Below are 15362 nucleotides of genomic sequence, written 5' to 3' on the forward strand. Positions count from 1 at the left end.
GCTCAACCTAACCTGTCGTTTGGTGGGTCTGGGAGGACTTGAACCTCCGACCCCACGCTTATCAAGCGTGTGCTCTAACCAGCTGAGCTACAAACCCAAGGCCTTTGTTTTCTTCCTTGCTTCTTTAAATACAGTTTACCGATAAGTGTGAGTACAACCAAACCTCTTTTTCTCTAGAAAGGAGGTGATCCAGCCGCAGGTTCCCCTACGGCTACCTTGTTACGACTTCACCCCAGTCATGAAGCATACCGTGGTAAGCGGGCTCCTTGCGGTTACCCTACCTACTTCTGGTATCCCCCACTCCCATGGTGTGACGGGCGGTGTGTACAAGACCCGGGAACGTATTCACCGCAGTATGCTGACCTGCGATTACTAGCGATTCCGACTTCATGCACTCGAGTTGCAGAGTGCAATCCGGACTACGATCGGTTTTGTGAGATTGGCTCCACCTCGCGGCTTGGCTACCCTCTGTACCGACCATTGTATGACGTGTGAAGCCCTGGTCATAAGGGCCATGAGGACTTGACGTCATCCCCACCTTCCTCCGGTTTGTCACCGGCAGTCTCATTAGAGTGCCCAACTTAATGATGGCAACTAATGACAAGGGTTGCGCTCGTTGCGGGACTTAACCCAACATCTCACGACACGAGCTGACGACAGCCATGCAGCACCTGTGTTACGGCTCCCGAAGGCACTCCTCCGTCTCCGGAGGATTCCGTACATGTCAAGACCAGGTAAGGTTCTTCGCGTTGCATCGAATTAATCCACATCATCCACCGCTTGTGCGGGTCCCCGTCAATTCCTTTGAGTTTTAATCTTGCGACCGTACTCCCCAGGCGGTCAATTTCACGCGTTAGCTACGCTACTAAGCAATCAAGTTGCCCAACAGCTAATTGACATCGTTTAGGGCGTGGACTACCAGGGTATCTAATCCTGTTTGCTACCCACGCTTTCGAGCATGAACGTCAGTATTATCCCAGGGGGCTGCCTTCGCCATCGGTATTCCTCCACATCTCTACGCATTTCACTGCTACACGTGGAATTCTACCCCCCTCTGACATACTCTAGTCACCCAGTTCAGAACGCAGTTCCCAGGTTGAGCCCGGGGATTTCACATCCTGCTTAAGTAACCGTCTGCGCTCGCTTTACGCCCAGTAATTCCGATTAACGCTCGCACCCTACGTATTACCGCGGCTGCTGGCACGTAGTTAGCCGGTGCTTATTCTTCAGGTACCGTCATCAGTCATGGATATTAGCCACAACCTTTTCTTCCCTGACAAAAGTCCTTTACAACCCGAAGGCCTTCTTCAGACACGCGGCATGGCTGGATCAGGCTTGCGCCCATTGTCCAAAATTCCCCACTGCTGCCTCCCGTAGGAGTCTGGGCCGTGTCTCAGTCCCAGTGTGGCGGATCATCCTCTCAGACCCGCTACTGATCGTCGCCTTGGTAGGCCTTTACCCCACCAACTAGCTAATCAGATATTGGCCGCTCGAATAACGCAAGGCCCGAAGGTCCCCTGCTTTCCTCCTCAGAGCGTATGCGGTATTAGCTTACCTTTCGGCAAGTTATCCCCCATTACTCGGTACGTTCCAATATATTACTCACCCGTTCGCCACTCGCCACCCAAGAAGCAAGCTTCTCTGTGCTGCCGTCCGACTTGCATGTGTAAAGCATGCCGCCAGCGTTCAATCTGAGCCAGGATCAAACTCTTATGTTCAATCTCTAACTTTTTAACTTCTGGTCTGCTTCAAAGAAACCGACAAAAATTTTATCTTGTCTGTTTTTGTCGCAGTGTGAGGCTCAATTGCACTCACACTTATCGGTAATCTGTTTGTTAAAGAGCGGAGCAGAATTATACACCACCAAAACATCTTGTCAATACCCGGCCTCAAAAAACTTAAAACCAATCATCAACTGTGGTATAATCTTCTGTTCTTTTTGCTTCACCGCGTCAGCAGCGAAGAACCGAACTATACGCCAACAAAAAACAATCGTCAACCAAAAAAACTAACAAAAATACTAAAAATCAGACAAACCCCTATTTATTATCGGTTTTTATTTTTAACAAACAGAAAAACTTCATCAAAACAGAAGTAGGAAACTTGTATCGCTAACAATAGCAATCTGTGTTCCATACGGACAATTCTATAATTCTTGCCGTACGCAGAGACTCCAAGCTTTGCCTGACACTTCTAATTTACACAATCAGTCTATCTATGCCTTGTGACTTGACTGCGGTGTTATTTCATCAAATTTTTCAATGCCAATCGAACACCTTCTCCTACTTCAGTGCCCGCCGGAATGTCTTTTACAGCACCTTTTGCTTCGCGCTCACTATAACCCAAAGCCAAAAGCGTACTGATAATATCGTCAGTTTCATCGTTCGGTACTGCCTGGGCAAATAAACCGGCATCTAGGTTTGCCGTAATCAATTTACCTCTCAGCTCCAATACCATGCGTTCAGCGGTTTTTTTACCGATTCCCGGTACAGCCGACAATCTTTTTAAATCTTCTTGAGCTACAGCTTGTGCCAGTTCTTCCGAGTTCATTGCGGATAAAATACCCAACGCTGTTTTTGCTCCGATACCGCTGACTTTAATCAGTTGCCGAAATGTGGCTCTTTCAGTTGAAGTTGCAAACCCAAACAATAAATGTGCATCTTCGCGCACAATCAGTTGCGTATAAACCTGTACGGATTCATTGAGGGCAGGTAAGGTATAAAATGTCTGCATGGAAACATCGACTTCATAGCCTACTCCGTTAACATCTATAACGATTTGAGGAGGTATTTTTTCAATCAGTTTGCCGGATAATCTGCTAATCATTTGTATTCCATTGCTGGGTATTGTTGTGTTGAGTAAAGTGCTTATTATACTTAGGGCAAAGAGAGATTGAAATTCAGACGGCCTGCGTATTCACAGGCCGTCTGAAAATATTCACGATGCTTTGATTAAATTGCCGTCTGAACTTGGTTTTTCATTGCATCTGCTTGGGTTTGTTTGTTAAACGGTCCCATGCGTACTACATATTGATTCTTCTGTTTAACCATAATTACTTTGTGGTTACTGTCGGCAGATTTCAAATGGTTTTGGGTTTTGCCGAGATAGCTTTTGGCTTCTTTTTCGCTGGCGAAACTTTTCAGGCTGACGTAAATATTGCGTGAGCCGTTTTTAGCCACATTTTCTTGTATTCCTTTTTGCAAATGTTCTTTAGCACCCGGAATAATTTGCTCTACGCGTACATTTGCCGTGCCTTGGCTGAGAAAGCCGAGTTTGTGTGCAGCAGCTTTGGAAACGTCGATAATGCGGTTGCCGTGGAAGGGGCCACGGTCGTTAATGCGCACGATAACGGTTTTTCCGTTAGATAAATTGGTTACTTTAGCGTAACTGGGGATGGGAAGGGTTTTGTGTGCGGCGGTCATCATGTTCATGTCGAACCGCTCGCCGTTAGAGGTTTTACGGCCATGGAATTGGCTGCCATACCAAGATGCTCTGCCCGTTTGATTAAAGCTGGCTACTTTTTGAATAGGGTAATAGCGTTTACCTGCCACTTTATAGCTGAGATTGGCGCTTTTATGCAGTTTTTCCGCCTTTACTGCAGCGTTGGGAACCAATGCCGCATCGGCTTTAGTTTTGCCTACGGCTGTTCGGATACCGTCGGAGCCGGCAGATGCTGGGTTGAGGAAAAACGTACCGAGTGCCAATGCGGCAAACGTACCTGTGAAGAAAGTATTTTTGGCTTTAGTCAAAACGGGTTCCAATTCTTGAGTTAATAACGCAGTGTTCCGGTTGTTATTATTATGATATGGAACAAACATCCCGAGAACGAATGCAAGGTTTCATCCAGCTGCTGTCAAAATCGGGACGTTTTTTTTCAGACGGCCTTTTAAATAAAGCGGTTTATTACCGGCAATATATTTTAAAGTCCGCCTTGAAAATCGTTTTGCCGCCATGCTTCAAACAGCATTACGGCCACTGTATTCGACAGATTCATGCTGCGGCTTTCCGGCAGCATAGGCAGCCGCAATTTTTGTTCTTGCGGCAGACTGTCGAGTATTTCTGCGGGTAATCCGCGTGTTTCCGGACCGAATAAAAACACATCGCCTTTTTGAAAGGCTGCTTGATCCGGACGGGCTTTCCCTTTGGTTGTTAAGGCAAAGATTCGCCTGCCGGACAACGCCTTCAGGCAATCTTCAAAATTCTCGTGTACCGTCAGTTTTGCAAACTCGTGATAATCCAGTCCGGCTCTTTTCATTTTGGTCGAATCCAGCGGGAAACCGAGAGGTTTGACCAAGTGCAAATCGGCACCGGTATTGGCGCAAAGGCGGATGATATTACCGGTATTCGGCGGGATTTCAGGTTGGTATAAAACGACAGTAAACATATCAAATCAATTATTTAAGGTTCACACTATGCCGTAAAACGGCAGTATCAGTCAAAAAGTTTTTTCTATTTTTTCCATTGCGGTCGCGCCAACGTCCAACAGAAAATCTGTTCCGCGCCCGACTTTTTCAGCGTTTGCGCCAATTCGGTTAATGTTGCGCCGGTGGTCACAACATCGTCAATTAACAATATCTTACGTCTTTCGACAACTTTATTTGCAACTTGAAAGGCTTTCACGATATTACGCTGCCGTTCGCTGCTTTTCAGCGTACTTTGCGGCGGCCTGTGCAGACGGGTAACCGTATTATGCGGTAAAACCGGAAGCCGGTAATGTCTGCCCAACAGCCTTGCCAGTTCATCGCATTGGTTGAATCCTCTGAACAAACGCCTCTCCTTGCTCAAGGGCATGGCTAAAATGCAGTCTATCAGGCCGTCTGAAAGCCAATCGGGCGGATGGCTCTTCATCAGCGCGGCCAAAGGCGGCAACATACTTAAATCGGCTTTATGCTTGAACGCCTGAATCATGTTGCTTAACGGGGGCTCATAATACACGCTTGCCCATAAGCGCTCAAACGGCGGAGGACGGTTTTGGCATTGGCCGCATACCGCTCCGCCCGTGCTGTGTCCCGCACAACGCGGACAGCTGTTGCCGCTATCGGTGTATAAGTCCGACAGATCCTCTGCGCAAAACCGGCAGAGGCCGTCTGAATGATCCGAATCATGGCATAATACACATCGTTTTGCGGACAACAGTTTCCGCCACCAAGAGAGAATGTTCATGCAGCAATCCGCGAAAAAAGTTTATCTGATACACGGCTGGGCGGCTAATCGTCATGTATTTGACGACTTGGTTCTGCGCCTGCCCGACAACTGGGATATAGAGACTTTAAACCTGCCCGGCCACGGTGACGCTCCGTTTGACGGACTGTTTGACGTTACGGCCACAGCCGACCTGCTGGCAGGGCAAATCAGCGAACCTGCCTACATTTTGGGCTGGTCGCTGGGCGGGTTGGTTGCGCTGCACATCGCCGCGCGGCATCCGGCCAAAACCAAAGCACTGTGCCTGACTGCCAGCTTTGCCAAATTCCAAGCCGCACCGGATTATCCCGAAGGATTGAACAATCCTGCTTTGGCCAAAATGATCGAGCTGTTCCGGCAAGACTATCATAAATATATGAAACAGTTTCTACAGTTGCAATTTCTTTATGCAAAAGAACAGCAGTCGATATTGGAAAAAGTGCTGCCCGACATTGTCCGGCACGGTACGCCTTCGGCCTTGCAGGCCGCTTTAGATGCGTTAGCCGAAGCAGATGCACGCGGATTTCTGCCCGAAATACAGATACCCGTACAGCTGATTTTCGGCAACAAAGACAGCATCACGCCGCTTCGCATGGGCGAATACCTGCACCGCCATCTGCCGGCGAGCGAGCTGCACGTTATCGACAAAGCCGCACATGCACCGTTCCTGACACAGGCCGATACCTTTGCCGAGCTGCTGACACGCTTTGTAGAATCCCATTAATCCGTTATTTTTCAGACGGCCTGACTGCCGGAAAAGGCCGTCTGAAAAAATGACCTAGCCCACATAAGCCCGATAATGAAAACAACCGACCGCTGGTTTATCCACCGCCGCCTGGCCGAAGACACCGACGAACGCCTGCTGCTTGTCCGCCGTACCCCGCAACATATTCTCTTGGTCGGTGCAGATGCCGACATCAGCCGTGTGTTACTGGCCGCACGTTACCCCAAAGCCACGTTCAGCGAATACGACCACCGCGCCGATTTCCTGCAAGCCGCCGCTGCCGAACGCAAAACCGGCTTTTTGGCCAAACTGACCGGCAAAGCCGTTCCCCAATTTTGCCAAAGCCTGACCGCACCGCTGCCCGAAGCGGCCGCAGATATGCTGTGGGCCAATTTAAGCCTGATTAACGCCGAAGAGCCGTTGGCCGTATTTGAAAATTGGGCGCGGGCCTTAAAAACAGACGGCCTGCTGTTTTTTACCCATTTCGGCGCAGACAGCCTGCCCGAACTGTTGCAGGGCTTGAAAGAAAAAGGCATTACCGTTGAAACGCCCATGCTGTTCGATATGCACGACATCGGCGATATGCTGTTTCATCACGGCTTTTACGATCCCGTGATGGATACCGCCAAATTGCAGCTCAACTACCGCAACCCGTCCACACTCTGGCAGGATTTGGAAACACTCGGCCTGTGGCAGTCGCTCAAATTCGACAACGAAGCCGCCGCACGCCGTGCCGTAAACGAAATGTTTGAACAAGGCCGGTTAAACACGCTGACCTTAGAAATCCTATACGGCCACGCCGTGAAAAAACTGGTTTTGCCGGAAGGCGAAAGTCCGGTGCAGTTTTTCCCCAAACGCCCCTAACCCGATTCCTCCTCCGCCAAAGGCCGTCTGAAATTTTCAGACGGCCTGATTATCGGCATTCTCCCTTTTAATTACACAGCACGCCGCAAAAGAAGTCCGGCTTATTTGCGCTATAATCGCCTTATTATTCATACTCTGATACGGATACCGCATGTCTGCACCCAGCCCCACCATAGCCGCCATTGCCACCGCCCCCGGGCGCGGCGGTGTCGGCGTTGTCCGCATTTCCGGTAAAAACCTGCTGCCGTTGGCGCAGCAGATCAGCGGCGGTAAAACCCCCAAGCCGCGCGTTGCCCTTTACACCGACTTTTTGGATTCAGACGGCCAAGCCATCGACAACGGCCTGCTGCTCTATTTCTCCGCCCCCGCCAGCTTCACCGGCGAAGACGTGATCGAACTGCAAGGCCACGGCGGGCCGGTGGTGATGGATATGCTGCTGCAACGCTGCCTGCAACTGGGCGCGCGCATGGCCGAGCCGGGCGAGTTTACCAAACGCGCTTTTCTCAACAACAAACTCGATTTGGCACAGGCCGAAAGCGTGGCCGACTTAATCGACGCTTCCAGCCGTTCCGCTGCCCGCATGGCCGTGCGCTCGCTCAAAGGTGCGTTTTCGCAGCACATTCACGCGCTGGTGGACGAATTGATTACCTTGCGGATGCTGGTGGAAGCCACGCTCGATTTTCCCGAAGAAGACATCGATTTTCTCGAAGCCGCCGACGCACGCGGCAAGCTGGCGGAGCTGCAAGGCCGTCTGAAAACCGTGTTGGTCAGTGCCGAACAAGGCGCGATTTTGCGCGAAGGCATGAACGTGGTGCTGGTGGGCGCACCCAACGTCGGCAAATCCAGCCTGCTTAATGCTTTGGCGGGCGACGACATCGCCATCGTTACCGACATCGCCGGCACCACCCGCGATACCGTGCGCGAACAAATCACCTTAGACGGTGTGCCCGTTCACATCATCGACACCGCCGGCCTGCGCGAAACTGACGACGTGGTAGAAAAAATCGGCATCGAACGCAGCCAAAAAGCCGTGCAGGAAGCCGATGTTGCATTGATTCTGATTGACCCGCGCGAAGGCATCAACGCCAAAACCCAAACCATTCTCGACAGCCTGCCCGAAAATCTGAAAAAAATCGAAATCCACAATAAAACCGACCTCACCGGCGAAACCGTAGAAATGCTTTCAGACGGCCTGAACACTGCCAGCGGTGCCGATACTTTAATCAGGTTATCTGCCAAAACCGGCGAAGGCTTAGACTTGTTGAAACAGGCATTATTGAAAGAAATCGGCTGGCAAGGCGAAAGCGAAAGCCTGTTCCTCGCCCGCAGCCGCCACCTCACCGCACTGCATGCCGCTGAAGCCGAATTGGAAAACGCCGCTCTGTGCGGCAACAACCAAATCGAGCTGCTGGCCGAACACCTGCGGCTGGCCCAAACCGCCTGCAACGAAATCACCGGAGAATTCACGGCGGACGATTTGTTGGGCGTGATTTTTTCGAGATTCTGTATCGGTAAGTGAGGCAGGATGATGAAGGGTTGGAGGCCGTCTGAACATTTCAGACGGCCTTTGTTTTCAGATAGGCACATCTAAGAAAAACTACTCCATTCTACGAAGCAAACCGTGTTACACTTGCCCGTATATGTATCTACAAGGAGTATCTATCATGGCTCAAGCGACTCTTTTTAAAAGCAATCAAACCCAAGCCGTGCGTCTGCCTAAAGCCGTAGCTTTTCCCGATGATGTGAAAAAAGTGGAGGTGGTCGTATTGGGAAAATCGCGCCTGCTCACGCCCAGTGAAAACTTATGGGACGATTGGTTTGCACAATTGCCGCAAGCCGACTTTCCCGACCGCGAGCCTAGTTTTCAAGCCGAGCGGGAGAGTTTCTAACCATGCTTCGCTATATGCTTGATATCAATATCTGCATTTACACGATTAAAAACAATCCCGCAGCAGTGCGCGAAAAGTTCCAACAACATCAGCATCATATGTGTATCAGCAGCATTGTGCTGACCGAGCTGCTGTATGGTGCTGAAAAATCAAGCAATCCGGCCAAATCTCTAGCCTTAATTGAAGGTATGGCGGCACGATTGGAAGTATTGAATTTTGATGAAACTGCTGCTGCCCATGCTGCTGAAATCCGTGCTGATCTTGCCCGGAAAGGCACGCCAATCGGACACTATGATGTTCTGATTGCCGGCCATGCCCGCAGCCGCGGTTTGATATTGGTCAGCAATAATCTGCGGGAATTTGAGCGGGTAGCGGGGTTAAGGTTGGAGAACTGGGCAGTTTGAAAGCAGCCGTGTATATGAATCGATAAACGGGCGCAGCCTGTAATGATGTCGGATCCAAGAATCTGGCCTGTATGTATCTTGAAGGCCGTCTGAAAAAGTCTTTTCAGACGGCCTTGTTGTTGTAGCGTAGGTAAAGTATGCAGCGTGAGTCATGTATGCGGATCACGGATTAAGAGCTTCAGACAACAGGTGCGTGCCGATGGTACACATCCTGCGTTTGCTTTTTGTGCTTAAGGCCGTCTGAAAGCAAACTCACCGAGCCTCGCTAACATCATTCCCCTGCTCGCTATTGGGCAAAGGCAGCGGCTTATGTTAATGTTATAGCCCTTTCCGTCAACCATCACACCGACACATCATGCCCCGTTTTTCTGATTTTACTGCCGCCCACCTTTCCGCCGCGCTGGCGGCATTGCTGGTTTCTTACGGCAGCGCTGCGGTGATTATTTATCAGGCGGCGTTGGCTTTTGGTGCGTCGCAGAATCAGATTGTTTCGTGGTTCACTTCTTTGAGCTTGATGTGCGGCATACTCACTATTGTTTTGAGTATCCGTTATAAAGCGCCGGTAATGATTGCGTGGTGTACGCCGGGCGCGGCGGTGTTGGCCGGTGTGTCGGGGATTCCGATGCAGGATGCGGTGGCCGGTTTTATCGCGGCGGCGGCGGCGATGTGGATGGTGTCGGCTACGGGCTGGTTTGACCGTTTGGTCAGAATGATTCCGGCCTCGCTGGTGGCGGCGATGCTGGCGGGGATTTTGATTAATTTCGGCAGCAAGGTGTTTGGGGCGATGGAGCATCAAACCGTGCTGGTGTTGATGATGTTGGCGGTGTATTTTTTGAGCAAAATCCGCTTGCCGCGTTACAGTATTTTGCTGATGTTGGTTACCGGTTTCGGCTATGCGGCTTGGGCGGGGTTGCTTGCTACCGACAAACTGGTGTGGCAAAACCCGGTGCTTGAATGGGTGTGGCCGGGCTGGCATGTGGGGCACATTATCAGCGTGAGCGTACCGCTGTTTATCGCTTCGCTGGCCACGCAAAACGTGCCGGGTATGGCGGTGCTGCGTGCTTACGGATACCAAACGCCTGCCCGCCCGCTGGTGGAAAGCAGCGCTGCGGCCACGGTGTTCACCGCTCCTTTGGGCGCGTTTATGATCAATCTTGCGGCCATCAGCTCCGCCATCTGTATGGGCAGCGATGTCGATAAAAATCCCGACAAGCGTTATTTGTCTACCGTGCTTTTGGGCGTGCTTTATCTGCTGATTGCGGCGGCGGGCGGGATGACGGTAGCGCTGTTCAACGTGTTGCCGCCCGAATTGCTGGCGGCGCTGGCGGGCATTGCGATTTTCAGTACGCTGCAAGCCAATCTCAGCGGTGCGTGGCAAGACGATACTGCCCGTGAGGCGGCGTTGGTTACGCTGTTGGCTTCCGCTTCGGGGATGACGCTTTTCGGCATCGGCAGTGCATTTTGGGGCTTGGTGCTGGGCTTGGCGGTGTATCAGCTTCATAAGAGAACGCATTCCCGCGCTTAAACGGTGAAACATCGTTTTGAGGCCGTCTGAAAAAATTCAGACGGCCTTTTTTATTACCCTGTTCAAGACAACGGGAACTAAGCATTTTCGGTTTTATCTTATTGAGATACAGATAATGTCTTAACATTTTCATGAAGTATTTTTGTAAATTAATTACAAATTTTACATTCGATAGATTAAAATTCCGCCTCTTGGCAGCCTGATTTACGTTGAAAATACAAGCTGGAACTCCAGCGATGAGAGGAAAAAAATGGTTGATACGATTCACAAACTCGTCAACGATATTAACGGCCCTTTGTGGCAATTATTGGTTTACCTTTTGTTGGGTGTAGGCCTGTTTTTTACATTCAGCACGGGTTTCGTACAATTCCGCCTGTTCGGCCGCAGTATCAAGGCGATGATGGGCGGCAGAAAATGCGATGATGCTTCACAAGGCATTACGCCGTTTCAAGCATTCGTAACCGGCTTGGCCAGCCGCGTGGGCGTCGGCAACGTTGCCGGCGTAGCGATTGCCGTTTCTGTCGGCGGTCCGGGCGCGGTGTTTTGGATGTGGCTGACGGCGCTGTTGGGCATGAGCTCCGCCTTTGCCGAATCTTCTTTGGCACAATTGTTCAAAATCCGCGACCCGCAAAGCGGCCAATTCCGCGGTGGCCCTGCATACTACATCACACAGGGCTTGAAACAGCATTGGCTGGGCATTTTGTTTGCCTTGAGCCTGATTTTGGCATTCGGTTTCGTATTTAATGCCGTTCAGGCCAACTCCATCGTGGCTGCCACCCAAACCGCTTGGGGCTGGAAACCCGAAATAGTCGGCGTGGCTTTGGTCATCATGACGGCACCGATTATTTTCGGCGGTATCCGCCGCGTTTCCAAGCTGGCCGAAGGCATTGTGCCGATTATGGCCGTGCTGTATTTGCTGATGGCCATGTATGTTTTGCTGACCAACCTGTCTGCCGTACCTGCGGTTTTCTCGCTGATTTTCCGCGAAGCGTTTAATTTTGAAGCGGCAGCGGGCGGTTTCTTCGGCGGTATGGCCGCACAAGCCATGATGTTGGGTATCAAACGCGGCCTGTTCTCCAATGAGGCCGGTATGGGTTCTGCGCCGAATGCCGCCGCCGCCGCCGATGTCAAACACCCGGTTTCCCAAGGTATGATTCAAATGCTGGGCGTGTTTGTCGATACAATGGTGGTGTGCTCGTGTACCGCATTTATCCTGTTGTTGTCGCATGTCAGCACCAATCCGGGCGAAATGACCGGCGTACAGCTGACCCAAGCCGCAATCGAAAGCCATGTCGGCTCTTGGGGCGCGGATTTCTTGGCCGTGTTACTGTTTATGCTGGCCTATTCTTCCATTATCGGCAACTACGCTTATGCCGAATCCAACGTACAGTTTATTAAAAACAGCCGCGTATCCTTAACCGTATTCCGCATGATTGTCTTGTGTTTCGTGTACTTCGGCTCGGTAACCAGCGTACCGGTAGTATGGGATATGGCCGACCTGTCTATGGGTATGATGGCCTTAATCAACCTGATCGCCATTCTGGCTCTGTCGCCGCTGGTGTTCGTGATGTTGAAAGACTACAAAGCCAAGCTGAAAATGGGACGCGATCCCGAATTCAAACTGTCCGAACATCCCGTATTGAAACGCCGCATCAAATCCGATATCTGGTAATTTTCAGACGGCCTCAAAACCCAAAAACCGCTTTCACTAAAGAAAGCGGTTTTTTTATACGGCAATCGACACGGCAAACCCGGCGTAAATTTTCAGACGGCCTAAACCAAAATCTCCAAAATAAACTTACTGCCCGAATAAGCCAACATCAACACCACAAATGCAATAATCGTCCACACTGCCGCTTTTTTACCGCGCCATGAAATCATACTGCGCTTCAACAGCAGACTGCCGTAAATAAACCAAGACAAAATCCCGAAAACAGTTTTGTGCGTAAACGTCAGCGGCCTGCCGAAAATACTTTCCGCAAAAAACGTACCGCTGATTACCGAATACGTCAGCAGCAGGAAACCGAGCCACATACCCTGAAACATCAGCTTTTCCAAGCTCAACAAAGGCGGCAGAAACGATACGAACGGCGAAAACTTCCGCTTATGCAGCTCATGGTTCAACAACAAAATCAATACTGCAATCAGCGTTACAATCCCAAACAGACTGTACGACAGCAAAGACGAACCGATATGCAGCATAAACGGCCAATCGTGAATCTGATAGCCGGCAAACTTGCCCGGAAAAACCGCCCCCAGCAGCAAAGCCAAAGTAACACAAGGATACAGCAGCAGCTGCAAACCTCTCAAACAATAAAAAAAGCTGCCCGTCCAATACATCATCAGCATCAGCCACACAATCACACTGACCGAATAACCGAAGCCCATCACCACCACTTTGTCCTGCAATACCGGCAACAACAACACCGCACCGTGCACCAACATAGCCGCCGCCAATATCGACATTTCGACTTTCAACGGATACTCCTCACGGTTGCGCTTTTGATGGTACACCCACACAAATGCAGACAAACCCGCATAAACAAGCGTCAGACAAATCAATATAATCGGCATAACAAACTTTCTTCGGCCTGCATATTCATAAAGGCACGCGTAGTGTAAAATAAGCCAATTTTATCAAAGAACCCCACTGTCGGGGGAGCTATTCTCATTATCAAGGAACCGTATGTTAGATAACTTAACCAACCGTTTCAGCAATGTTTTTAAAAACATTCGCGGCCAATCTAAATTAACGGAAGACAATATCAAAGACGCCCTGCGCGAAGTCCGCCTGGCTCTGCTGGAAGCCGACGTCGCCCTGCCGGTTGTCAAAGAATTCATCAATAACGTCAAAGAAAAAGCCCTGGGTCACGAAATTGCCGACAGCCTGACCCCCGACCAAGCCTTTATCGGCGTAGTCAACGAAGCACTGGTCGAATTGATGGGCAAAGAAAACAGCACCCTCAATCTCGCCGTCAGCCCGCCAGCCGTTATCCTGATGGCCGGTCTGCAAGGTGCCGGTAAAACCACCACCGTCGGCAAACTGGCGCGTCTGCTCAAAAACGAACACAAGAAAAAAATCCTTGCCGTTTCCGCCGACGTTTACCGCCCCGCCGCCATTGAACAGCTAAAACTGCTGACAGAACAAGTCGGTGTCGACTTTTTCCCGTCCGACACCAGCCAAAAACCCGTTGAGATTGCCCGTGCCGCCATCGATTACGCCAAAAAACACTTCTACGACGTATTGATGGTCGATACCGCAGGCCGCCTGGCCATCGACGAAGAAATGATGGAAGAAATCAAGGCTCTGCATGCCGCCACCAACCCCATCGAAACCCTGTTTGTGGTAGACGCCATGCTCGGCCAAGATGCCGTCAACACCGCCAAAGCTTTCAACGAAGCCCTGCCGCTGACCGGTGTGATTCTCACCAAAATGGACGGCGACTCTCGCGGCGGTGCGGCTTTATCCGTGCGCCAAGTAACCGGCAAACCGATTAAATTTATCGGTATCGGCGAAAAAGTAACCGGCCTCGAACCTTTCCACCCGGACCGTATCGCCAGCCGCATTTTGGGCATGGGCGACGTGCTCAGCCTGATCGAAGACGTTCAAAAAGGCATCGACGAAGAAGTTGCCGCCAAAATGGCGAAAAAGCTGCACAAAGGCAAAGGCTTCGATCTCAACGACTTCAAAGAACAAATCCAACAAATGCGCAATATGGGCGGTTTGGAAAACCTGATGTCGAAAATGCCCGGCGAATTGGGGCAGCTTTCCAAACAAATTCCCGAAGGCTCGGCCGAAAAAGCAATGGGCCACGTTGAAGCCATCATCAATTCCATGACCCCGAAAGAACGCGCCAATCCTGCACTGATTAAAGCCAGCCGCAAACGCCGCATTGCCGCCGGCTCCGGCACATCGGTTCAGGAAGTGAACAAAATGCTCAAACAGTTCGAACAATCCCAACAAATGATGAAAATGTTCAGCGGCAAAGGCTTGGGTAAGCTGATGAAGCTCGCAAAAGGCATGAAGGGAATGAAAGGCATGTTCCCGGGGATGTAAGCGTTTTGAGTGCTTAAAAGCGAGAGAACGAGGCCGTCTGAAAATTCAGACGGCCTTTATATTATAAAGAATATAGATAGTTATAAATTTCGTTACTAGTTAAGTAATAAGTTAGACATATAGGTCAATAACGTCGACGTCCTATAAACTTGCGACTTAAAACTTTCATATCCGATAAGCGAATCTGATTCATATACACCTTACTCGCACAACAGTTAGGATCATTGTTTGCAAATTCATTATTCGTGAAAGTCCATATACCATTATTAACTTTCATACCTTCTGTATTAATGAATCTAGTGTTAATATTTAGATTTTCTAATAAACTAGAGTCAACAATACGAAGTTCACCATTAATATATTCCAATTTTGCAAGATGGCTTATATATGTTCCACTCCCCCCACTACAAGGTTGCCCGCCATATTCTTTATAATGCGGATCATACGTACCACTAGTACCATAAAGAACATATGTATTTCCACCTGATCGAATAATACGAGCCTCTTCCTTATCAATACCGCAATATTCTGATGGAGTTCTTTCAATTATACGTAGAATTTCTGCCCTACTTTCTGCATATAAAGGAGCAGAAAAAGCCGATAACATAGCTACCAAAGTAAATACTGTTTTTTTCATTAAGTATCCTTGAGTAATTAAAATATTTTTTAGGAAGATAACAAAATTTATAAATTAATAAACAAGCCCGTCTGAAAAAGT

General features: G+C 49.9%; 14 protein-coding genes, 1 tRNA gene and 1 rRNA gene. 8 read left to right on the top strand and 8 right to left on the bottom strand.

Translation table 11 applies throughout. From position 1 onward, the window contains the following. Positions 1-20: 20 nt before the first annotated feature. The 6 genes from EL309_RS05560 to EL309_RS10730 form a co-directional block, all read right to left on the bottom strand. Positions 21-97 (bottom strand) — tRNA-Ile (locus tag EL309_RS05560). 80 nt (positions 98-177) lie between these two features. Further along, a 16S ribosomal RNA gene (locus EL309_RS05565) occupies positions 178-1718 on the bottom strand. 523 nt (positions 1719-2241) lie between these two features. Next, a complete protein-coding gene (gene ruvA, locus EL309_RS05570; protein WP_004284438.1) occupies positions 2242-2826 on the bottom strand; it encodes a Holliday junction branch migration protein RuvA in 585 nt (194 codons plus the stop codon). A 125-nt stretch (positions 2827-2951) separates the two neighbouring features. Next, positions 2952-3749, bottom strand: a complete 798-nt coding sequence (locus EL309_RS05575; RefSeq protein ID WP_050793682.1) for a septal ring lytic transglycosylase RlpA family protein — start codon at positions 3747-3749, stop codon at positions 2952-2954. Between the two features lie 170 nt (positions 3750-3919). Continuing rightward, positions 3920-4384, bottom strand: a complete 465-nt coding sequence (gene trmL, locus EL309_RS05580) for a tRNA (uridine(34)/cytosine(34)/5-carboxymethylaminomethyluridine(34)-2'-O)-methyltransferase TrmL (protein ID WP_004284441.1) — start codon at positions 4382-4384, stop codon at positions 3920-3922. 65 nt (positions 4385-4449) lie between these two features. Beyond that, positions 4450-5163 (bottom strand): ComF family protein, encoded by a 714-nt coding sequence (locus EL309_RS10730; protein ID WP_193777301.1) that lies wholly within the window; start codon positions 5161-5163, stop codon positions 4450-4452. Between EL309_RS10730 and bioH the strand changes: the two genes are divergently transcribed. The 7 genes from bioH (at position 5162) to EL309_RS05620 (ending at position 12259) form a co-directional block, all read left to right on the top strand. Continuing rightward, a complete protein-coding gene (gene bioH, locus EL309_RS05590) occupies positions 5162-5905 on the top strand; it encodes a pimeloyl-ACP methyl ester esterase BioH (RefSeq protein WP_004284444.1) in 744 nt (247 codons plus the stop codon). The genes EL309_RS10730 and bioH overlap by 2 nt on opposite strands. Positions 5906-5980: 75 nt before the next feature. Then, complete coding sequence (locus EL309_RS05595) at positions 5981-6769, top strand: methyltransferase domain-containing protein (RefSeq protein ID WP_004284445.1); 789 nt, start codon at positions 5981-5983, stop codon at positions 6767-6769. 151 nt (positions 6770-6920) lie between these two features. Beyond that, positions 6921-8288 carry a tRNA uridine-5-carboxymethylaminomethyl(34) synthesis GTPase MnmE gene (gene mnmE / locus EL309_RS05600; RefSeq protein ID WP_004284446.1) on the top strand — a complete coding sequence of 456 codons (1368 nt, stop codon included), beginning with the start codon at positions 6921-6923 and terminating at the stop codon, positions 8286-8288. Between the two features lie 145 nt (positions 8289-8433). After that, positions 8434-8658, top strand: coding sequence for a type II toxin-antitoxin system VapB family antitoxin (gene vapB, locus EL309_RS05605; protein WP_004284447.1), 225 nt, complete (start codon positions 8434-8436; stop codon positions 8656-8658). Between the two features lie 2 nt (positions 8659-8660). Continuing rightward, positions 8661-9062: a type II toxin-antitoxin system tRNA(fMet)-specific endonuclease VapC gene (gene vapC / locus EL309_RS05610; protein WP_040669919.1), complete on the top strand. Its 402-nt coding sequence runs from the start codon at positions 8661-8663 to the stop codon at positions 9060-9062. 355 nt (positions 9063-9417) lie between these two features. Then, positions 9418-10587: a benzoate/H(+) symporter BenE family transporter gene (locus EL309_RS05615; RefSeq protein WP_004284449.1), complete on the top strand. Its 1170-nt coding sequence runs from the start codon at positions 9418-9420 to the stop codon at positions 10585-10587. Between the two features lie 250 nt (positions 10588-10837). Then, positions 10838-12259, top strand: a complete 1422-nt coding sequence (locus tag EL309_RS05620; protein WP_004284450.1) for an alanine/glycine:cation symporter family protein — start codon at positions 10838-10840, stop codon at positions 12257-12259. A 101-nt stretch (positions 12260-12360) separates the two neighbouring features. On the opposite strand, the gene EL309_RS05625 is transcribed toward EL309_RS05620, so the two are convergent. Next, on the bottom strand, positions 12361-13161 hold the full coding sequence (locus tag EL309_RS05625) for a cytochrome C assembly family protein (RefSeq protein ID WP_004284451.1): 801 nt from the start codon (positions 13159-13161) through the stop codon (positions 12361-12363). A 112-nt stretch (positions 13162-13273) separates the two neighbouring features. Here EL309_RS05625 and ffh point away from each other — a divergent pair, with 112 nt between their 5' ends. Continuing rightward, entirely contained in the window at positions 13274-14644 is a 1371-nt protein-coding gene (ffh, locus tag EL309_RS05630) for a signal recognition particle protein (RefSeq protein ID WP_004284452.1), read from the top strand. 124 nt (positions 14645-14768) lie between these two features. On the opposite strand, the gene EL309_RS05635 is transcribed toward ffh, so the two are convergent. After that, positions 14769-15281, bottom strand: a complete 513-nt coding sequence (locus EL309_RS05635; protein WP_040669923.1) for a hypothetical protein — start codon at positions 15279-15281, stop codon at positions 14769-14771. Positions 15282-15362 lie beyond the last annotated feature (81 nt).

The sequence above is a fragment of the Neisseria weaveri genome (assembly GCF_900638685.1).
GTDB lineage: Bacteria > Pseudomonadota > Gammaproteobacteria > Burkholderiales > Neisseriaceae > Neisseria > Neisseria weaveri.

Coding starts and splice junctions, on each gene's coding strand:
- bioH (WP_004284444.1), top strand. CDS start 5,162: ATGCAGCAATCCGCGAAAAAAGTTTATCTGATACACGGCTGGGCGGCT.
- EL309_RS05635 (WP_040669923.1), bottom strand. CDS start 15,281: ATGAAAAAAACAGTATTTACTTTGGTAGCTATGTTATCGGCTTTTTCT.
- ruvA (WP_004284438.1), bottom strand. CDS start 2,826: ATGATTAGCAGATTATCCGGCAAACTGATTGAAAAAATACCTCCTCAA.
- mnmE (WP_004284446.1), top strand. CDS start 6,921: ATGTCTGCACCCAGCCCCACCATAGCCGCCATTGCCACCGCCCCCGGG.
- ffh (WP_004284452.1), top strand. CDS start 13,274: ATGTTAGATAACTTAACCAACCGTTTCAGCAATGTTTTTAAAAACATT.
- vapC (WP_040669919.1), top strand. CDS start 8,661: ATGCTTCGCTATATGCTTGATATCAATATCTGCATTTACACGATTAAA.
- EL309_RS05625 (WP_004284451.1), bottom strand. CDS start 13,161: ATGCCGATTATATTGATTTGTCTGACGCTTGTTTATGCGGGTTTGTCT.
- EL309_RS05595 (WP_004284445.1), top strand. CDS start 5,981: ATGAAAACAACCGACCGCTGGTTTATCCACCGCCGCCTGGCCGAAGAC.
- EL309_RS05615 (WP_004284449.1), top strand. CDS start 9,418: ATGCCCCGTTTTTCTGATTTTACTGCCGCCCACCTTTCCGCCGCGCTG.
- vapB (WP_004284447.1), top strand. CDS start 8,434: ATGGCTCAAGCGACTCTTTTTAAAAGCAATCAAACCCAAGCCGTGCGT.
- EL309_RS05620 (WP_004284450.1), top strand. CDS start 10,838: ATGGTTGATACGATTCACAAACTCGTCAACGATATTAACGGCCCTTTG.
- EL309_RS10730 (WP_193777301.1), bottom strand. CDS start 5,163: ATGAACATTCTCTCTTGGTGGCGGAAACTGTTGTCCGCAAAACGATGT.
- trmL (WP_004284441.1), bottom strand. CDS start 4,384: ATGTTTACTGTCGTTTTATACCAACCTGAAATCCCGCCGAATACCGGT.